The organism is Nocardia crassostreae, from assembly GCF_001613405.1.
Lineage (GTDB): Bacteria > Actinomycetota > Actinomycetes > Mycobacteriales > Mycobacteriaceae > Nocardia > Nocardia crassostreae.
Window position 1 is genome coordinate 243,316 of the sequence record NZ_BDCH01000025.1, and the last position, 16,060, is coordinate 259,375.

Consider the following 16,060-nt stretch of genomic DNA (forward strand, 5'->3'; position numbering starts at 1 on the left):
AGTTCGGACTGTGCGGGGCGGGATTCCGGTTCATTCCGGGCAACCGCGGGACGCGCACCGGTTTCAGTCCTCCGCATCCCCGTACAGCGCCTCGCGCACAGCGTCGCCGTGCCGGTCCGCCCAGGCGCCCAGCGCGAAAATCGGTGTCAGCAGGTCGATTCCGGACGCGGTCAGCGCGTACTCCACCCGCGGGGGAGCTTCCGCATACCGGCGACGTTCCAGCAATCCCATCCGCTCCATGCGCCGCAAAGTCTGGGTGAGCATCTTCTGGCTGATGGTCCCGATGGTGCGCTGCAGATCCACGGGCCGCATCGGGCCGTCGCGGAGTGTGTAGACAATCACAGTCAGCCACGAGTTCCCGAACAGATCCACCGCCAGCCGCGCCGGGCAGTCCGACTCGTTGTCGCCGTACTCGGGAAACTCGACGCGGCCCGCACCCGCCCCGCCCGGCTCTTCCATCTCGACCGTCACGATTCCAGCATGTCAGCGCCGATGCGCACCCGCGGGTGCGCATCGGGATTCCTAGCGTCGAATCCGCAAGCACGAGCTAGGAGTTCACATGCGAATCGGAATCATCGGAGCCGGGCAGATGGCCCGGGCGCTCGGCGGCGGCTGGGCCGCGGCCGGACACGAGATCGTCATCGGCGCACGCGATGCCGCACAGGCGGAGAAGACGGCGGCGGCCATCGGCAACGGCGCGCGCGGGGCCACGATCGCCGCCGCCGCGCTATTCGGGGAAGCGACGCTGCTGGCCCTGCCGGTGAGCGCGCTGAGCGAGGTGCTGGCGGCACTCGCCCCGGACGCCCGCACCGGCCGGGTCCTCATCGATTGCACCAATGCCTTCGCTCCGGACAGCGGCGGCTTCACCCTCTCCGAAGACGCTGTCGCGGAACGGATCGCCGCGTCAGTGCCCGGCGCGCACGTGGTGAAGGCGTTCAACCTGTGCGCCGCCGAGGTCTGGGAATCCTCGCGGCGGGAATTCGAGGGCCGCACACTCGCGGTCCCGCTGTGCGGCGATGACGCGGAGGCTGTCGCGCGGGTGGCGACCCTGGCGGAGGATCTGAAACTGCGACCGGTCCACGCGGGCGGGCTGCGCCAGGCCCGATACCTCGAAGCCACATCGGTATTCGCCGTCGGCCTATGGTTCGCGGGCCAGGATCCACGCGCCATGTTCCCGCCCCTCGAGGCGGCATTTGCCGTACCGGACGGCGACTAGGCCCCCGGCGCCTGTCCTCTCGATGCGCTGCTGGCCGAATCCCGCGCCATCGGCTGGATTCGGGCCGAGGGCACGACCGAATGGCGAGGAGTACTTCCGGTCAGGCGGTCGGCGGGCATCACCAGCCCGGGTTACCTCGGAGTGGGATGTTGACGTAGCTCGGGTCAGCGGGGTCGAGAAGGAGGTGCTGGGGGCGGAAGCCGGTGTCGAGAAGGATTGCGTTGGGGGGCAGGCCCTTCGGGAAGTTGCCCGCGTAGACGTCGACTCGCAGGCGGTGGCCGGGTTGCAGGACGGCGTCTACGCCGGGGATCGAAATGTCCAGGGCTACCGGGACTCCCGGGATAGTGAGCTGGCGGGTGTCGAGGGACAGGTCGGGGACCGGGTCGGTGAAGTCGCCGTTGGTCAGGCGGGTGCTGCGGGATTCGTCGATGGTGCGCAGGGAGGCGACGAGTTGGCCGGAGGAGAGGGTGACCGAGGTGCCGTCTGGGGCCACGTCGTTGACGGTGGCGACCCAGTAGCCGTCGACGGCGTCGTGCACGGTGTTCAGGTACACGGCGATCGGGCCGGAGACCGTGGTCGCCTCCGCGACCGGTGCGCTGGTGAAGGTCAGGCCGTTGGATTCCCAGATGCGGGAATCCTTTCCGCAGGCATCGAATATCGAGAGCACGCCGATGGTCTGCTGTGCCGCGTCTCGGGAGCACAGGCCGGTCAGACCCGGCGCGACGGTCAGACGGGCGAGCTCACCCGGCTCGGTGAACAGGGAGCCGTCGTGCACGCTGTGGCCGCCGGTGCCGCTGGGCGCGGCGGAGAGGTACAGGCGCTGGTATTCGGCATCCTCCTGTGGGAAGTCCGAGGCCGTGATCCAGGCGCCGCCTTGCTCTTTCATGATGATCGGCCCGAATTCGTCGATGCCGTTGTCGATCCCCTTGAGCCACTTGTCGAACCACGCCCGTTGCAACACGTCCATGCGCGGCGGCTGGCCCGGGCGGCCGGATTCGTTGCCATTGAAGATGTGGTATCCGTCGCCGATCAGAATCTGTTTCTGCCCGGGCAGCAACGGCATTCGGCGATAGACGTCGGCCTGGGAGGCGACGAAGACGTCGTGCCAGCCGCCGGTGATGAAGGTGGGCACGGTGATGTTCTCGGACGCGGTCTCCCACGACAGTCGCGTGGGGCTGTCGGCATCGAGCAATTGCCGGACCTTGGGGCTGAGCTGGTCGATATCGGGTTGCAGGAATACCTCCAGCAGCGCGTCCACGAAAGTGAACAGATCGGCGAGGCGGTCGGACAGCCATGTCATATCGAATCGGCCCTGCAACAGCGAGACCATATCGGGCACCAGCTTGCCGCCGTTCACTGCCACCAGCCACATGGGCATGAAGGTGACTCCGATCGCGCCGCCCGGGGCGACCAGATCACGGAAGGGGTTGCGGCTGGGCACGACCGGGAAGATGGCCTTCAGCGCGGGCGGCTGTTTCGCCGCCGCCTGCAACTGGTTGAGCCCGGAGTAGGAGACGCCGGTCATGCCGATGTCCCCGGTGGACCAGGGCTGCCGGGCGGCCCAGTCGATGGTCTCGAGGGTGTCCTGCTGCTCCCGCTCCCCCAGCAGATCCCAGATGCCTTGGGAGAACCAGGTTCCGCGCACATCCACCACGACCTGGGTGTAGCCGGACTTGATGAGCTGGCGGTCCACCGTGAAGGTCCGCATGAGCCCGCCGCCGAGCGCCTTGGTGAGATCGGTGAGTCCGGAGAACGGGGTGCCGGTGAGATCGATATTTCGCGACAGCTGTTCGACCAGACTCCACAGCACCGGCACCGACATCGCCGAATCGGCGATCATGGAACCGAGTTTCGTATAGGGCGTGAAGTTCACGATGGTCGGCGTGGGTTCGACGACGGGCCGTCCCGAGGCGTCGGCCGGGTGGTACACATTGGCCTTCAACACCGTGCCGTCACTCATGGTGATCGGCACGTCCCACTCGATATACACATTGGGATAAAGCTGTGAATTATCGTGTACCGCAGCCCATTCCACGCCTGCCGTGCCGCCGTCCGGTCCGCTCACCACCGGTGTCGCCGCCGCGGTCGGCATGATGAGGGCGGCCGCCGCGGTCGTCGCGACGAGGGATTTCAGTAACAAGCGCATAGCGCCCCAACCACTTGCCGGTCCAAACCTACCCAAGAGTAAGGTGCGGCAGATGTTTCGGAGGCGGTTCGCCAAAAAATCGTGCGACTGCACAAAAGAGAAAAACCCCGGGTATGCACGCCGTTGTGCATACCCGGGGAATTCATCCCCGAGGGGACGGCATCACCAGCCGGGGTTCCCGCGGACGGGGATGTTCACGAAGCTGGGCCGATTCGGGTCCAGCTGAATGTGCTGCGGCTTCAGGCCGGTGTCGAGGAGAATCGGCAGAATCGGCAGGCCTTTGGGGAAGTTGCCCGCGAAGACGTCCACGCGCAGGCGGTGTCCCGGCTTCAGCACGGCCTCGGTGCCGCTGAGCGGAATATCGAGGGTGGTCGCCTCGCCCGGCACCACCGGCAGCTGCTTGTCCAGCGAGGTGAACAGGCGCGGATCGGTGTAGTCGCCGTTCTCCGAGCGGGCGCTGGCGTCCTCGTCCACCGCCCGCAGCGAGGCCACGACCTGGCCCGAGGTCAGCACGGTGGAGGTGCCGTCGGGAGCCACATCGTTGACGGTGACGGTCCAGTAGCCGTCCTCGGCGTCCTGAACGGTATTGAGGCGCACCGCGATCGGGCCCGAGATGGTGGTGGCCTCGGCGACCGGGGCGCTGGTGAAGGTCAGCCCGTTGGTCTCGGCAATGCGGGAGTCCTTGGCGCAGGCGTCGATCAGCGACAGGAAACCGGCGGTGGCCTGGGCGGCGTCATTGGAGCACAGGGTGCTCAGCCCCGGGGCGACCGACAGGCGCGCGGTGTCGCCGGTGGCGTCGGCGATGACCGAACCGTCGTGGACGCTGTTGGCGGTACCGCTCTGCTGCGCCGACAGGTACATGCGGCGGTAGCGCGCGGCCTCGTTGATGGCGGCGGATTCCCCGAAGCCGTTCTGGGTGATCCAGCCGCCGCCCTGCTGGCGCAGGGTCACCGGGCCGTAGGTCTGGATGCCGTTGTCGATGCCCTTGAGGTGCTTGTCGAACCAGGCGCGCTGCAGCACGTCCAGGCGCGGCGGCAGGCCGGGCTTACCGGCTTCGGCGCCGGAGGTGATGTGGTAGCCGTTGCCCATGAGCAGCTGCTTCTGCGTCCCGGCCGCCAGCGGAATCTCGTTGTAGATCTTGGATTCCGAATAGGTGAACAGGTCGTGCCAGCCGCCGACCACGAAGGTGGCGGCCTGGATCCGGCTCGGATCGCCCAGCCAGCCCTGGCGGGCCACCGACAGATCGTTGAGCAGACCCCGCACGCGCGGATCCAGATTGGCCATATCGGTGCTGGTGTACGCCGACATGAGCACGTCGAGGTAGGTGTACGGATCGCCCACGCGGTCGTTGAGCCACTGGAAGTCGAACTTGCCCTGGGCGATCGCCGCCAGGTCCGGCACCCACTTGAGGCCGTTGATAGCGCCGAGCCACAACGGAATGAAGTTGAAGCCGAAGCCGCCGCCGGGCGCGAGCACGTCATTGACGAGGTCGCTGCCCGGGACGACCGGGAAGATGGCCTTCAGCGCGGGCGGCTGCTGCTCGGCGGCCTGCACCTGGTTGATGGCCGAGTAGGACAGGCCGTTCATGCCGACCTTGCCGTCGGACCAGCCCTGGCGCGACGCCCAGTCGATGACCTCGACGGTGTCGGCCTGCTCGCGCTGGCGCAGCATGTCCCATTCGCCCTGCGAGAAGCCGGTGCCGCGGACATCCACCACGACCTGCGTGTAGCCGGACTTGATGAGCTGGCGGTCGACGCTGAAGTTGCGCAGCTGGCCGTTGCCCGCGGCGTTCAGCAGTTCGCCGAAGCCGGAGATGGGGGTGCCGGTCAGGTTGATGGACCGGAACAGGTTGACCAGCGCGTCGGACAGGCCCGGAATGGCGAAGGCGCTGTCGGCGACATTCGACACCAGCTTGGTGTAGGGCGTCATGTTCACGATGGTCGGCATCGGCGCGTCGATGGCGCGGCCGGAGGCGTCGGCGGGGCGGTAGACATTGCCCTTGAGCACCGTGCCGTCACTCATGGTGATGGGCACGTCCCATTCGATGGCGACATTCGGATACTGCTGGGGGCCATCCTCGGTGGCGGTCCAGGCCGCGCCCGCGGCGCCGCCGTCGGGGCCGATGGAGTCGACTGCCGCATCCGCCGCGGTCATGGCGGTCATCGGGAGGTGCAGAGCGGCCGCGGCGGTGAACACCGTGGCCCGTAGCGCGTGCTTCATCGAACGTGATCTACCTCTCGCAACTGATCGAACGACCGAGAGCATAGCTACTCGAAAGTAAGTTGCAAAGCGAGGTTACTGTTACCGACTTTTGACGGGCAATACTTCGGCAAATTAACTGCAGGCAGATGCCCTCTTTAGGTGTGAATCATCTCCCTGCGCAGTGTGATCCGCATCGCATTACGCGACCGTAGGGTATTTCACCAAAGATTCGGGAAATGGAAAACGCGCTGCAGCCGATGAATTCGGCCACAACGCGTTTCGCGTTACAGAACTACTTGGCGCCCTGGTTGGCGACGGCCGCGGCGCCCGCGGCGGCGGCCTCCGGGTCCAGGTATTCGCCCTTGCCCAGCGGGCGCAGGTTCTCGTCCAGCTCGTACTTGAGCGGAATGCCGGTGGGGATGTTCAGCCCGGCGATGTCCTCGTCGGAGATGCCCTCCAGGTGCTTCACCAGGGCGCGCAGCGAATTCCCGTGCGCCGCAATGAGAACCGTCCTACCTGCGCGGACATCGGAGGAGATGGTGTCCTCCCAGTACGGCACCATGCGGGCCACGACGTCCTTGAGGCATTCGGTCAGCGGGACCTCGATGCCGTCGTAGCGCGGGTCGCCGGTCTGGCTGTACTCATTGGCCGGATCGATGGGCGGCGGCGGGGTGTCGTAGCTGCGGCGCCACAGCATGAACTGCTCGTCGCCGTACTCGGCCTTGATCTCGGCCTTGTTCTTGCCCTGCAGCGCACCGTAGTGCCGCTCGTTCAGGCGCCAGTCCCGCACCACCGGAATCCAATGCCGGTCACAGGCATCGAGGGCATTGTTGGCGGTGCTGATGGCGCGGCGCAGCAGCGAGGTGTACACGATATCCGGGAGAATGCCGTGTTCGGCCAGCAATTCACCGGCACGCTTGCCTTCGGCAATGCCCTTTTCGGTCAGCCGGACGTCCACCCAACCGGTGAACAAGTTCAGGGCATTCCATTCGCTCTCGCCGTGGCGCAGCAAAACGAGGGTGTACGTCATGGGGTCATCCTGCCACGGGCGGATGAACCGGCGACCTGCACCCTCGCCCGGTTCCGGCGGGCCGCTAGGGCCATTCCACCTCGTGGAATCCGACCGTCATACCCACCGTCTGCCGGTGCCGGTTACCGCCGGGCTCGCGCACGACCAGCTCCAGGCGTAGCTCGGATCGACCGGCGTCCACACCCCAGACCACGCCGCACGCACCGCTGAACGGCCCGTCCGAGAGGTAGACGACATCACCCTGAGCGAACTCGGTTATCCCCACGCCGCCCCAGGGTAGCGGCGAATTTCACGGTTGCCCGGCAAGCAGGGCCGCGCCCGCGAGTGTCGCCTGATCGGTGAGTTCCGAAGGGACCACGCGCAGTTCGCGCAGAAAAGTGAGGCGCGCATGCTTCGCAGCCGATGCGCGCAGCGGCCCCCACAGCGGCTCCCCCGACTGCGCGAACCCGCCGCCGACCACCGCCAGATCGGTGTCCAGCAGCGCCGCCGCCGAGGCGATGGCCTGCCCCAGCGCCGTACCCGCGCGCGCCAGCGCGGCCACGGCGATCTCGTCTCCGGCCCGAGCGGCCTGCGCCAGTTCGATGCCGGTGCCGCCGGTCCAGCCTTGGCGGCGCGCCCAGCGCACCGAGGACTTACCGCTCGCGACGGCCTCCACGCAGCCGAATCCCCCACAGGCGCAAGGCTCTTCATTTCCGGGCACCACAATGTGGCCGACATGCCCGGCATTTCCCGTGCGGCCCATGACGACCCGCCCGTCCACGATGACGCCGCCGCCGATACCGGAGGACACCGTCATGGCCAGCACATTGCTCACGCCTTTGGCGGCGCCCCAGCGTTGTTCGGCCAGCGCCAAGCAGACACCGTCGATCGCGAATCGAATCTCTGCCTGCGGGAACAGATTCCGCACCTCGTCCACGAGCGGGAACCCATCGGCCCACTCCGGGATATTGAGCGGCCCGGTCGACCCGGTGCGCACATCCACCGGCCCGGCCGAACCGATGCCGACCGCCGTCACCTCGGCCCCCCCGGCCACCGTCAGCAGCAGGGCCCGGCAGGTGTCCCACACCTCCGACTCCGGCACCGCGACCCGCCGGACATTGTGCACGGTATCGCTGGAATCCACGGTTCCCGCGGCGAATTTCGTGGCCCCGATATCCAGTGCCAGCACCGTCATCGCGTCGATCCTCCCGCTATCGCATTCCTCGCCGAATCCGGCGATCGTCAGTATTCCTACCGTGCCGCCGCGGCCACGTTCTCGTATTCCGCGAGTGTGGCCGTGAGCCAATTGATATGGCCGAGCTGTTCGACTATGTCCTGGTGTACGGCGGAGTGAATGAGCCTGGCGCGGGTCAGAGCTTGTCGGCGGCGTCCACGAGGTGTTCGAAGGCGCGGAGGTTCTTGAGGGATTCGCCGCGGGAGACGCGCCATTTCCATTCCCGGCGAATGGATTCGGCGAAGCCGAGTTCGAGGAGGGTGTTGAAGTCGGCGTCCACGGCCTCGAGGATGGAGCCGAGCCAGCGGTCGAGTTCGTCGGGGGTGACGGCGTGGTTGGAGAGGCGGCCGACGAGGTAGATGTCGCCGACGCGGTCCAGGGTGTAGGCCACGCCGTAGAGGCGGCGGTTGCGGCGGAGCAGGAATTTGTAGACGCCCTCGAAGTTCTCGTCGGGCTTGCGGCAGACGAAGGATTCCATGCGGACGCCGTGCTTGCCGACGGTTACGCCGATGACGGTTTTGAGTTTGCGCTCGCCTGGCAGGACGACCACGAACAGGTCGGGGGCGTCGCGGGTGTATTCGATCTCGCGATCGCGCAGGGTTTCCTCGATGAGCGCCGCGGTGGCGCGGGCGGTGTCGTCGTTGAGTCGGCCGCTGCTCTCGTGCGGGCGCGGCGCGACGGGCGCGGTGGGATCCGAGTGGTCGGTCTCACTCATCGGCGAACCGCTCCCATCCGACGCCATGCCGGCTCGACCTCGGCCCGTATTGACCTCGGACTACCAACAGATCGCGTCCTCGATCGTGCCTGATAGCTGTCGGAGTGCACGCTACCGCTGCGGCTGCGAGTAACCCACGACTGGGATAGGGCCGCCGCATAGCTGTCCAGCAGGCCCTCGGCGGTGTGCGCCCAGGAGAAGTTGGCCGCATGCGCCACGGCCGCCGTGCCCATGCGCTCGAGCCGGGCCGGATCGTCGAACAGCGAGCGCAGCGCCGCCGCCCAGTCCGGGGTGCTGTGCCCGGGCACCAGCAGGCCGGAGACATTGTCGCGGACAGCCGTGCCCAGGCCGCCCACATCGGCAGCCAGCACCGGGGTGCCACTGGCCTGCGCCTCGATGGCGACCAGGCCGAAGGATTCGTTGTAGCTGGGCACCGCCACCAGGTCCGCGGCGCGATACACCTGCGCCAGGCGGTGCGGCGGCTGCGGCGGCAGGAAGGTGACGCGATCGGAAATGCCCAGGGCCGCAGCCAATCCGATGAGGGCCTCGGGGCGCTTCAGGCCGCTGCCGGACGGTCCGCCGACAATCAGCACGCGCAGCGGGCGCTCCGGGCGGTGCGGTTGCACGGCCTCGTCGGCCAGCACCTGCGCGGCCGCGCGGACCAGGACGTCGGGGGCCTTGAGCGGTTGGATGCGGCCGATGAAGGCGACGATCCGCTCATTGGCGGACAGGCCCAGTTCGGCGCGGGCCGCGGCCTTGTCGCCGGGGTGGTAGCGGGACAGATCCGCGCCCGGCAGCACCACGTCGATGCGGTCCGGATCGGCGCCGTAGTACTCGACCAGCTGCCGCGCCTCCTCACCGGTGTTCGCCACGAGCCGGTCGGCCTCGGCCACGATCTGCTTCTCGCCGATCTCGCGGGCGGCCGGTTCCGGACAGTCGCCCTCGGCGAGATAGGCGTTCTTCACCGCGGCCAGGGTGTGCGCGGTGTGCACCATGGGCGTGCGCCAGCGGTCCCGGGCCAGCCAGCCGACCTGGCCGGACATCCAGTAGTGCGAGTGAATGAGGTCGTAGTGACCGGGCAGGTTGCGGGCCTCGGTGCGCAGCACCTCGGCCGCGAACGGGCACAGCTGCGTCGGCAGGTCGTTCTTGTCGAGCCCCTCGAAGGGCCCGGTGACCACATTGCGCACCAGCACGCCGGGCGCGGCCTCGACCACGGGCTCGTCATTGGAGGAGGTGGCGCGGGTGAAGATCTCCACCTGGGTGCCGCGCTTGGCCAGTTCGATGGCGGTCTGCAGCACGTAGACGTTCATGCCCCCGGCATCACCGGTTCCCGGTTGCGCTAGTGGGGAGGTGTGTACCGACAGGACGGCAATGCGGTCAGGCCGCAGGTCGGTACGTTGACTCACCACTCCAGTGTGCATGGCTGACATAACGTCACATACCCGCACTACCTTCCCAAGTGAACTGGGTCACAAGCGGATTTGATTCCCTAATCCAAGGTCGACGCGAATTGTGTGACCTCCGTCACGAATCGCTCCGGGTCTTCGATGAACAAACCGTGCAGCGAATTCTCCCAATAGGAGGTGCGAGCGAGCGGCGCGGTCTCAGCGATGTAGCGGCCGTTCTCGACGGGCACCACCGGATCGGCCGTGCCATGCATGACCAGCACCGGAATACCCAGTGCGCGCAGGGTTTCGGTGTTGTCGACGGTGCGGTAGAACAGCGCCTTGCGCACCCGCGGGAGGGTGGAGATGCTGCCGCCGAACAGCCGCTGGGCATCGGGGCCCTTGTCCGGGCCCTTGCCCGTATTGGCATTGCCGAAAGCGGCGAAACCGCGCATGGCGCGGGCGGAGCTCTCCTCGAAGACATCCGGAATTGCCTTGTCCATGGCCGCCCCGGTGGCCGCACCGGGGACGCCGCGACCGATATTGGCCATGGAACCGGTGTAAACCACCCCTGCCACCGCGCCGCTGCCGTACGTCGCGAGGTAATCGGTGAGGACGATGCCGCCGTAGGACCAGCCGAGCAGGACGGCGCCGGAGGTAATGGCCTCGTTCGCGAGGACGGCCGCGATATCGGCGGCCCAGTTCTTCGGATCGTCGTAGCCGGACTCGGGCGCGTCCAAGTAGCCGTGGCCGCGCAGATCGACGGCGAGTACGCGGAAGTGCGCGGCCAGCAGGTCCGCGGCGCGGCCCCAGTTGCGCAGATTGCCCGCCCAGCCGTGCAGCAGCACCAGCGGCCGCGCCCCCTCCGGCCCGGTGACCCGGTAAACGATGCTGGTTCCGTCCGCACTGACCGCTTCGCGTATCGCCATGGGGACAAGGCTAGGCGGGGTGCGAGATCGGGGGGCGCGGCCCCGCCCGATATGCCGTGCTTAAGCTCAGGGCATGAGCACTCGTACCGCTGTCGTGACCGGAGCCAGTTCGGGGATCGGTGAGGCCACCGCCCGGGAACTCGCCGAGCAGGGGTACCACGTATACGTGGGCGCGCGCCGGGTCGACCGGCTGGAGACGCTCGCCAAGGAGATCGGTGGGACGGCGCTGCCGCTGGACGTGACCGACCAGGATTCGGTGCGCGCCTTCGCCGCGGCCGTCGAGCGCTGCGATGTGCTGATCAACAATGCCGGTGGCGCAAAGGGTTTGGCGACGGTGGCCGAGGCCGACCTGGACGACTGGCGGTGGATGTGGGAGACGAATGTGCTCGGCACGCTGCGGGTCACCAAGGCGCTGCTGCCCAAGCTCATCGCCTCCGGGGACGGGCTGATCGTCACCGTCACCTCGGTGGCGGCCTTCGTCGCCTACGACAACGGGTCCGGGTACACCACGGCCAAGCACGCCCAGGCGGTGCTGCATCGCACGCTGCGCGGTGAGCTGCTGGGGCAGCCGGTGCGGCTCACCGAGATCGCGCCGGGCGCGGTGGAGACCGAGTTCTCGCTGGTGCGCTTCGACGGGGACGCCGAGCGGGCCGCGAATGTGTACAAGGGCATCGATCCGCTGTACGCGAAGGATATTGCCGAGATCATCGGATTCGTGGCGTCGCGTCCGGCGCACGTCAATCTCGACACCATTGTGGTGAAGCCCCGGGACCAGGCCGATGCCGGACGCTTCGCGCGGCGCGGCTGAGCGGTAGTCCGTGGCGCTCACCGAAAAGCCCGGCAGCCGTGCCCATTCCGCCCTCGCGGCGGTGCCGCCGCCCGCGCTGGTGCTGTTCGGCATCGTCTCGGTGCAGGCCGGTGCGGGTATCGCGAAGCACCTGTTCGATCAGCTGCCGCCGAATGCGGTGGTCATGCTGCGCCTGCTCACCTCGGCGCTGGTGCTGGGTTTCCTGGCGCGCAAGGCCCTGCGCACGGTGTGGCGGGACCACTCGGCGCGGGAGCTGGCGCTGGTGGCCGGGTTCGGGCTGTCGCTGGCCCTCATGAACTTCTCCATCTACCAGTCGTTTTCGCGGATCCCGCTGGGCGTCGCGGTGACGATCGAGTTCCTGGGCCCGTTGACCGTGGCCGTCATCGCCTCGCGGCGGGCGCGCGATTTGATCTGGGTGGCGCTCGCCGCGGCGGGCGTGGTGCTGCTGGCCGAGGGCGGCGGTGCGCTCGATACCGCCGGTATCGCGTTCGCGCTGCTAGCCGGTGCGGGCTGGGGCGCGTACATCCTGCTCAGTTCGGCTACCGGGCAACGCTTTCCGGGCCAGACCGGATTGGCGCTGGCCAGCATTGTCGGCACCATCGTCATGCTGCCCGCCGGTATCGGCGCGGGCGGTGCGGCGCTGCTGGATCCGAAGCTGTTGCTGCTCGGGCTGGCCGTCGGCCTGCTCTCATCGCTGATTCCGTATTCCCTGGAGCTGGAAGCCTTGCGCCGCATGCCCGCTCGCGTCTTCGGGATTCTCATGAGCCTGGAGCCCGCGGTGGCGGCGCTGGTCGGACTGATCGTGCTGCGCGAGATGCTGTCCGGATATCAATGGCTGGCGATCGGCTGCGTCATCGTGGCGTGCGTGGGCGCCACCCGCGATCAGCAGAATCCGCCCGAGGCCCCGGAAGGCTGACGCCTCAATCCTTCCCCACGGCGCGATCGACGGCGATATCGACCAGCGCGCGACTCTGCTCCTCGGTGAAAATACCCGGCAGCGTGAGGCGTTCGAGAATGAGCCAGTTCAACGCCAAGTAGAGCAGTAGCACCGTCTCCTCGTCGCCGGGCAGCCCGGAGTCGAGGTGGTTGCGGATATTGAAATCGATATCGGCGCGCACCCGCTGCGTCAGCAGGGTCTGCAGTTCCGGGCGGCGGGTGGCCTCCAGCCGCAGCTGCAGCTGGGCCAGGTAGCCGGTGCGGAAGGTGGCGACCCGGTCGACCACCTCGGTCATGAGTTCGACGATCTTCGCGCGGCTGCGATCGCCGATGGTCACCTGGGCCATGGTCGCCTCGCTGGGGATGAGCCGCTCGTAGTAGCGGTTGCCCACCTGGACCATGAGGTCGTCACGATTGGCGAAATAGTTGGAGGCCGTGCCCGCCGGGACGGCGGCCTCCTTGTCCACCGCGCGGAAGGTCAGGCCGCGGGCCCCGTCCCGGGCGAGGACTTCGATCGCGCCGTCGAGCAAGGCGTTCCGGCGTTCGGGATTCGTGCGCACCACTTGACACCACTCCTTTCGTAGTACTACGTTCAAACCACTTCACGCAGAGTACAACAGAGGGAGCGTCACAACAATGCGAAAGCTCAGCCACTTCGTCGGAATGTCCCTCGACGGCTACATCGCCGGTCCGGGCCACAACATCGAGTTCATGCCTCTGAGCGAGGAATTCAAGGCCTGGCTCGCGGCCGAATACCCGGAGACGCTGCCGACCGCGGCCCGGCCGTACTTCGGTATCGCGGCGGATGCGCCGAATCGCCACTACGACACCATCATCATGGGCAAGGGCACCTACGAGCCCGGCCTGCTGGCCGGACTGCCCGACCCGTACGCGCACCTGAAGACCTATGTCGTCTCAAGCACGCTGGGCGAGGTCGCCGAGCCCGTCGAACTGGTGCCGAGCGATCCGCTCGCGCTCGTGCGGCGCCTCAAGAAGGAGGACGGTCTCGATATCTGGCTGGGCGGCGGCAAGCTCGGCGCGCAGCTCATCGACGAGATCGACGAGCTGGTCATCAAGAGCTATCCGGTGATCGCGGGCGGCGGGACGCAGGCCATGGCCGGGAACTTCACCCCGACCGATTTCACGCTCCAGCGGCGGCTCGATTTCGAGAACGGCACGCAGGTCAGCTGGTTCACCCGCGCCTGACCGATCACCGCAGGCGGATGCGCAGGGTCTCGTAGGTCGGAATGAAAACCTTTCGGCGGTAACGACGTTCGACGATCTCCCAGGGGCAGCCATTGGCGGTCAGCGCCTCCAGCAGGGCGGTCAGCTCGGAATGCACGAGTTGCCCGCCCAGGCACAGGTGGCGGCCGCCGCCGAACCAGAGTTGCCGGGTTTCGGGCACGTAGTCGCGGTGCACCTTGAAGTCGCCCACCGCATTGTTGATGGTCCAGGTGAGGATCTTGACGTGCTCACCTGCGCGCAACTGCCGTCCCGCGATCTCGACATCGGCGGTGACCGAGCGGCCGACGAGATAGGCCGGGCTGGTCATCCGGAGGGTTTCGCGCACCGCGTCGGCGGTGCGTTCGGGGGCCGCGAGCAGGGCCCGCTGCTCACCGCTGTCGTGCAGGATCGCGACCATGCGGGTCATGGCGCTGGCCAGGGTGTCGGTTCCGGCGACCGCCATAAGAATGGCCAGGCCCGAGGCGTGTTCGAGGCGCAGGCCGAGTTCGCGGCAGCGGCCGAGGGTGGTGTCGCCGTCGGCGCGGGCATAGGCGGCGGGGACCGAACTCGCGAGTTCGGTGGCGAGGGTGCGGGCGCGCTCCACGGCGACCGGGTCCAGGGTGGTGGAGGCCATGGTGCCGATGCCGGGATTCACCAGCTCCTCGACGTGATCGAAGAGAATGCGGAACGGCTCATCCGGATCGTCGGATTCGCTGCCGCCAGCGGCGAAGATGGCGGAGATATCCGCCGGTTCCATACCGACCAGATCGGAGACGCTGCGGCCCACCAGGACGCGCGCCCGCTCGGCGATGTCCACGGTGCGCCCCGCCGACAGCTCGGAGGCGATCTCCTTCAGCGCGGGTCCGATGACCCGCTGCACCAGGGCGTCGGTGTGCTTGGCGATGAACAGGTCCCGTACCTGATTGCGCAGTTCGGTATGCCCGGGGCCTTCGAACAGATCCTCCACCCAGTCGCCGATGACCTGCGCCCACCAGTGCCCGGCAGCGCCCTCGGACACGATGCTGAAGTGCGCGCTGTCGTTGTATATCTGCCGCGCCACCAGCGGATCGGCCACGAACCAGCCGAGCTTGGGCACCTTGCGAATGGGTGTGGCGAAGCGCCCGGCGAGCAGTACTGCCGGGAGCCAGGGCTGTCCGGCGGCGAGCAGGGCGAGTTCGTGGCGGGCGGCGGCTTTCAACATGAGTGCTCCGGACTGCGCAATGCGTAGACGGCATTGCGCGGCAATGTAGTTGCTCCGACAACACCGTGTCCACCTCGCATTTCGCGGTATTACTCGACGCGGTGAAACAGGACCGGATACCGTCCGGTGCGAAAGTACCGATGGCGCCCGCGGCCTCCGGTGTCGTAGCCGGGTTCCCATCGGTGACTCTCGGCGAACTACGGGTGTGATGAAGATGGCTATCGTGATGTCCTCCGTTGCCGTGGAAATGGGTGGCGGCAGCTCCATCGAGCAGGCCGCGGCGGCCACCCGCCGCGTGATTTCGGAGGCGGGCCGCACTCCGGAGCAGATCCACGCGCTGATCAGTACCGGCGTGTACCGCGACTCGCGCATTGTGGAACCGGCCATGTCCGCGCTCATCCAGCAGCAGGCCGAGATCGGGCTCGAATACCGCGGCGGGGAGGTGCCCTGCCTGTCCATCGACCTCATGAACGGCGCGTGCGGCGTCCTCGATGCCATCCAGATGAGCCAGGCGCTGCTGGCGGCGCCGACGGTGGACCGGGTGGTCATCGTGTCCGGGGACGCGCATCCGTCCGCCTCGCCGGATCCGCAGCCCGGCTTCCCGATCAAACCGGTCGGGGCGGCGCTCATGCTCGAAAAAGGCAATGGGTCAGGGGGTTTCGGCGCCCTGCACATCAGCTCCATCGATGGGCATCCGGCTGCCGCCGAAGAGCTGCTGCACCACGCGGTTGCGGCGGGCAGCGAAGCGCTCGAGGTGGCCGATTCCCCTGTCGAGCGGACCCTGCTGCTGTGCAATCGGCCCATGACCGAATTCCCGGCCCTGCTCGCCGCGCGGCTCGGATTGCCCGCCGCGGCGGTGTGTACGGATGCGGTCGAGGGCTGGGCCGATCACCACACCGGCGACGGCCACACCTCCGCGCTGCCCACCGCCTATGTGGCGGCGCGCGACGCGGGACGGTTGGATGGGGTCGACGTGGCGCTGTTCGTGGCGGCCGGGGCGGGACGGTCCGCGGCGGCCATCGCGTATCGGCTGCCGAAGGGATGATTCCGGAGGG

16 protein-coding genes are annotated in these 16,060 nt (G+C 67.7%); 5 read left to right on the forward strand and 11 right to left on the reverse strand.

All coding sequences use genetic code 11. The features are described 5' to 3' along the window. Positions 1-63: 63 nt before the first annotated feature. A complete protein-coding gene (locus NC4_RS25970) occupies positions 64-471 on the reverse strand; it encodes a winged helix-turn-helix transcriptional regulator (protein WP_245721916.1) in 408 nt (135 codons plus the stop codon). Between the two features lie 88 nt (positions 472-559). On the opposite strand from NC4_RS25970, the gene NC4_RS25975 reads away from it, so the two are divergent. Continuing rightward, entirely contained in the window at positions 560-1,216 is a 657-nt protein-coding gene (locus tag NC4_RS25975; RefSeq protein WP_067543239.1) for an NADPH-dependent F420 reductase, read from the forward strand. A 118-nt stretch (positions 1,217-1,334) separates the two neighbouring features. Here NC4_RS25975 and NC4_RS25980 read toward each other — a convergent pair whose 3' ends face one another. The 8 genes from NC4_RS25980 to NC4_RS26015 all read right to left on the reverse strand — a co-directional run bounded on the left by NC4_RS25980 (position 1,335) and on the right by NC4_RS26015 (position 10,836). After that, a complete protein-coding gene (locus NC4_RS25980; protein ID WP_067543242.1) occupies positions 1,335-3,362 on the reverse strand; it encodes a CocE/NonD family hydrolase in 2,028 nt (675 codons plus the stop codon). 162 nt (positions 3,363-3,524) lie between these two features. Continuing rightward, positions 3,525-5,582 (reverse strand): CocE/NonD family hydrolase, encoded by a 2,058-nt coding sequence (locus tag NC4_RS25985; protein ID WP_067543245.1) that lies wholly within the window; start codon positions 5,580-5,582, stop codon positions 3,525-3,527. A 274-nt stretch (positions 5,583-5,856) separates the two neighbouring features. Beyond that, positions 5,857-6,594, reverse strand: a complete 738-nt coding sequence (locus NC4_RS25990) for a phosphoglyceromutase (protein ID WP_067543248.1) — start codon at positions 6,592-6,594, stop codon at positions 5,857-5,859. A gap of 64 nt (positions 6,595-6,658) precedes the next feature. Then, positions 6,659-6,859: a transcription elongation factor Spt5 gene (locus tag NC4_RS25995; RefSeq protein WP_067543251.1), complete on the reverse strand. Its 201-nt coding sequence runs from the start codon at positions 6,857-6,859 to the stop codon at positions 6,659-6,661. Between the two features lie 24 nt (positions 6,860-6,883). Continuing rightward, on the reverse strand, positions 6,884-7,768 hold the full coding sequence (locus NC4_RS26000) for an ROK family protein (protein WP_067543254.1): 885 nt from the start codon (positions 7,766-7,768) through the stop codon (positions 6,884-6,886). Between the two features lie 175 nt (positions 7,769-7,943). Next, positions 7,944-8,522, reverse strand: coding sequence for a type III secretion system chaperone family protein (locus NC4_RS26005; RefSeq protein WP_084529777.1), 579 nt, complete (start codon positions 8,520-8,522; stop codon positions 7,944-7,946). Next, positions 8,519-9,943 carry a D-inositol-3-phosphate glycosyltransferase gene (mshA, locus tag NC4_RS26010; RefSeq protein WP_084529778.1) on the reverse strand — a complete coding sequence of 475 codons (1,425 nt, stop codon included), beginning with the start codon at positions 9,941-9,943 and terminating at the stop codon, positions 8,519-8,521. The genes NC4_RS26005 and mshA overlap by 4 nt, the downstream gene beginning before the upstream one ends. 68 nt (positions 9,944-10,011) lie before the next feature. Continuing rightward, a complete protein-coding gene (locus NC4_RS26015; RefSeq protein WP_067543257.1) occupies positions 10,012-10,836 on the reverse strand; it encodes an alpha/beta fold hydrolase in 825 nt (274 codons plus the stop codon). 73 nt (positions 10,837-10,909) lie between these two features. Between NC4_RS26015 and NC4_RS26020 the strand changes: the two genes are divergently transcribed. Together NC4_RS26020 and NC4_RS26025 are read left to right on the forward strand one after the other, a co-directional pair. Further along, positions 10,910-11,644, forward strand: coding sequence for an SDR family NAD(P)-dependent oxidoreductase (locus NC4_RS26020; protein WP_067543260.1), 735 nt, complete (start codon positions 10,910-10,912; stop codon positions 11,642-11,644). A gap of 10 nt (positions 11,645-11,654) precedes the next feature. Then, on the forward strand, positions 11,655-12,560 hold the full coding sequence (locus tag NC4_RS26025) for an EamA family transporter (RefSeq protein WP_067543264.1): 906 nt from the start codon (positions 11,655-11,657) through the stop codon (positions 12,558-12,560). 4 nt (positions 12,561-12,564) lie between these two features. Here NC4_RS26025 and NC4_RS26030 read toward each other — a convergent pair whose 3' ends face one another. Continuing rightward, entirely contained in the window at positions 12,565-13,143 is a 579-nt protein-coding gene (locus NC4_RS26030) for a TetR/AcrR family transcriptional regulator (RefSeq protein ID WP_067543267.1), read from the reverse strand. A 73-nt stretch (positions 13,144-13,216) separates the two neighbouring features. Between NC4_RS26030 and NC4_RS26035 the strand changes: the two genes are divergently transcribed. Beyond that, entirely contained in the window at positions 13,217-13,786 is a 570-nt protein-coding gene (locus tag NC4_RS26035; RefSeq protein ID WP_067543270.1) for a dihydrofolate reductase family protein, read from the forward strand. A gap of 4 nt (positions 13,787-13,790) precedes the next feature. Here NC4_RS26035 and NC4_RS26040 read toward each other — a convergent pair whose 3' ends face one another. Then, entirely contained in the window at positions 13,791-15,005 is a 1,215-nt protein-coding gene (locus tag NC4_RS26040) for a cytochrome P450 (RefSeq protein ID WP_067543273.1), read from the reverse strand. A 214-nt stretch (positions 15,006-15,219) separates the two neighbouring features. Here NC4_RS26040 and NC4_RS26045 point away from each other — a divergent pair, with 214 nt between their 5' ends. Further along, on the forward strand, positions 15,220-16,050 hold the full coding sequence (locus NC4_RS26045) for a hypothetical protein (protein WP_157555209.1): 831 nt from the start codon (positions 15,220-15,222) through the stop codon (positions 16,048-16,050). Positions 16,051-16,060 lie beyond the last annotated feature (10 nt).

Bases quoted from the DNA above. Each gene is read 5' to 3' on its own strand.
- NC4_RS25975 (WP_067543239.1), top strand. From the start codon at position 560: ATGCGAATCGGAATCATCGGAGCCGGGCAGATGGCCCGGGCGCTCGGC.
- NC4_RS25980 (WP_067543242.1), bottom strand. From the start codon at position 3,362: ATGCGCTTGTTACTGAAATCCCTCGTCGCGACGACCGCGGCGGCCGCC.
- NC4_RS25985 (WP_067543245.1), bottom strand. From the start codon at position 5,582: ATGAAGCACGCGCTACGGGCCACGGTGTTCACCGCCGCGGCCGCTCTG.
- NC4_RS25990 (WP_067543248.1), bottom strand. From the start codon at position 6,594: ATGACGTACACCCTCGTTTTGCTGCGCCACGGCGAGAGCGAATGGAAT.
- NC4_RS26000 (WP_067543254.1), bottom strand. From the start codon at position 7,768: ATGACGGTGCTGGCACTGGATATCGGGGCCACGAAATTCGCCGCGGGA.
- NC4_RS26005 (WP_084529777.1), bottom strand. From the start codon at position 8,522: ATGAGTGAGACCGACCACTCGGATCCCACCGCGCCCGTCGCGCCGCGC.
- mshA (WP_084529778.1), bottom strand. From the start codon at position 9,943: ATGCACACTGGAGTGGTGAGTCAACGTACCGACCTGCGGCCTGACCGC.
- NC4_RS26015 (WP_067543257.1), bottom strand. From the start codon at position 10,836: ATGGCGATACGCGAAGCGGTCAGTGCGGACGGAACCAGCATCGTTTAC.
- NC4_RS26020 (WP_067543260.1), top strand. From the start codon at position 10,910: ATGAGCACTCGTACCGCTGTCGTGACCGGAGCCAGTTCGGGGATCGGT.
- NC4_RS26035 (WP_067543270.1), top strand. From the start codon at position 13,217: ATGCGAAAGCTCAGCCACTTCGTCGGAATGTCCCTCGACGGCTACATC.
- NC4_RS26040 (WP_067543273.1), bottom strand. From the start codon at position 15,005: ATGTTGAAAGCCGCCGCCCGCCACGAACTCGCCCTGCTCGCCGCCGGA.
- NC4_RS26045 (WP_157555209.1), top strand. From the start codon at position 15,220: ATGGCTATCGTGATGTCCTCCGTTGCCGTGGAAATGGGTGGCGGCAGC.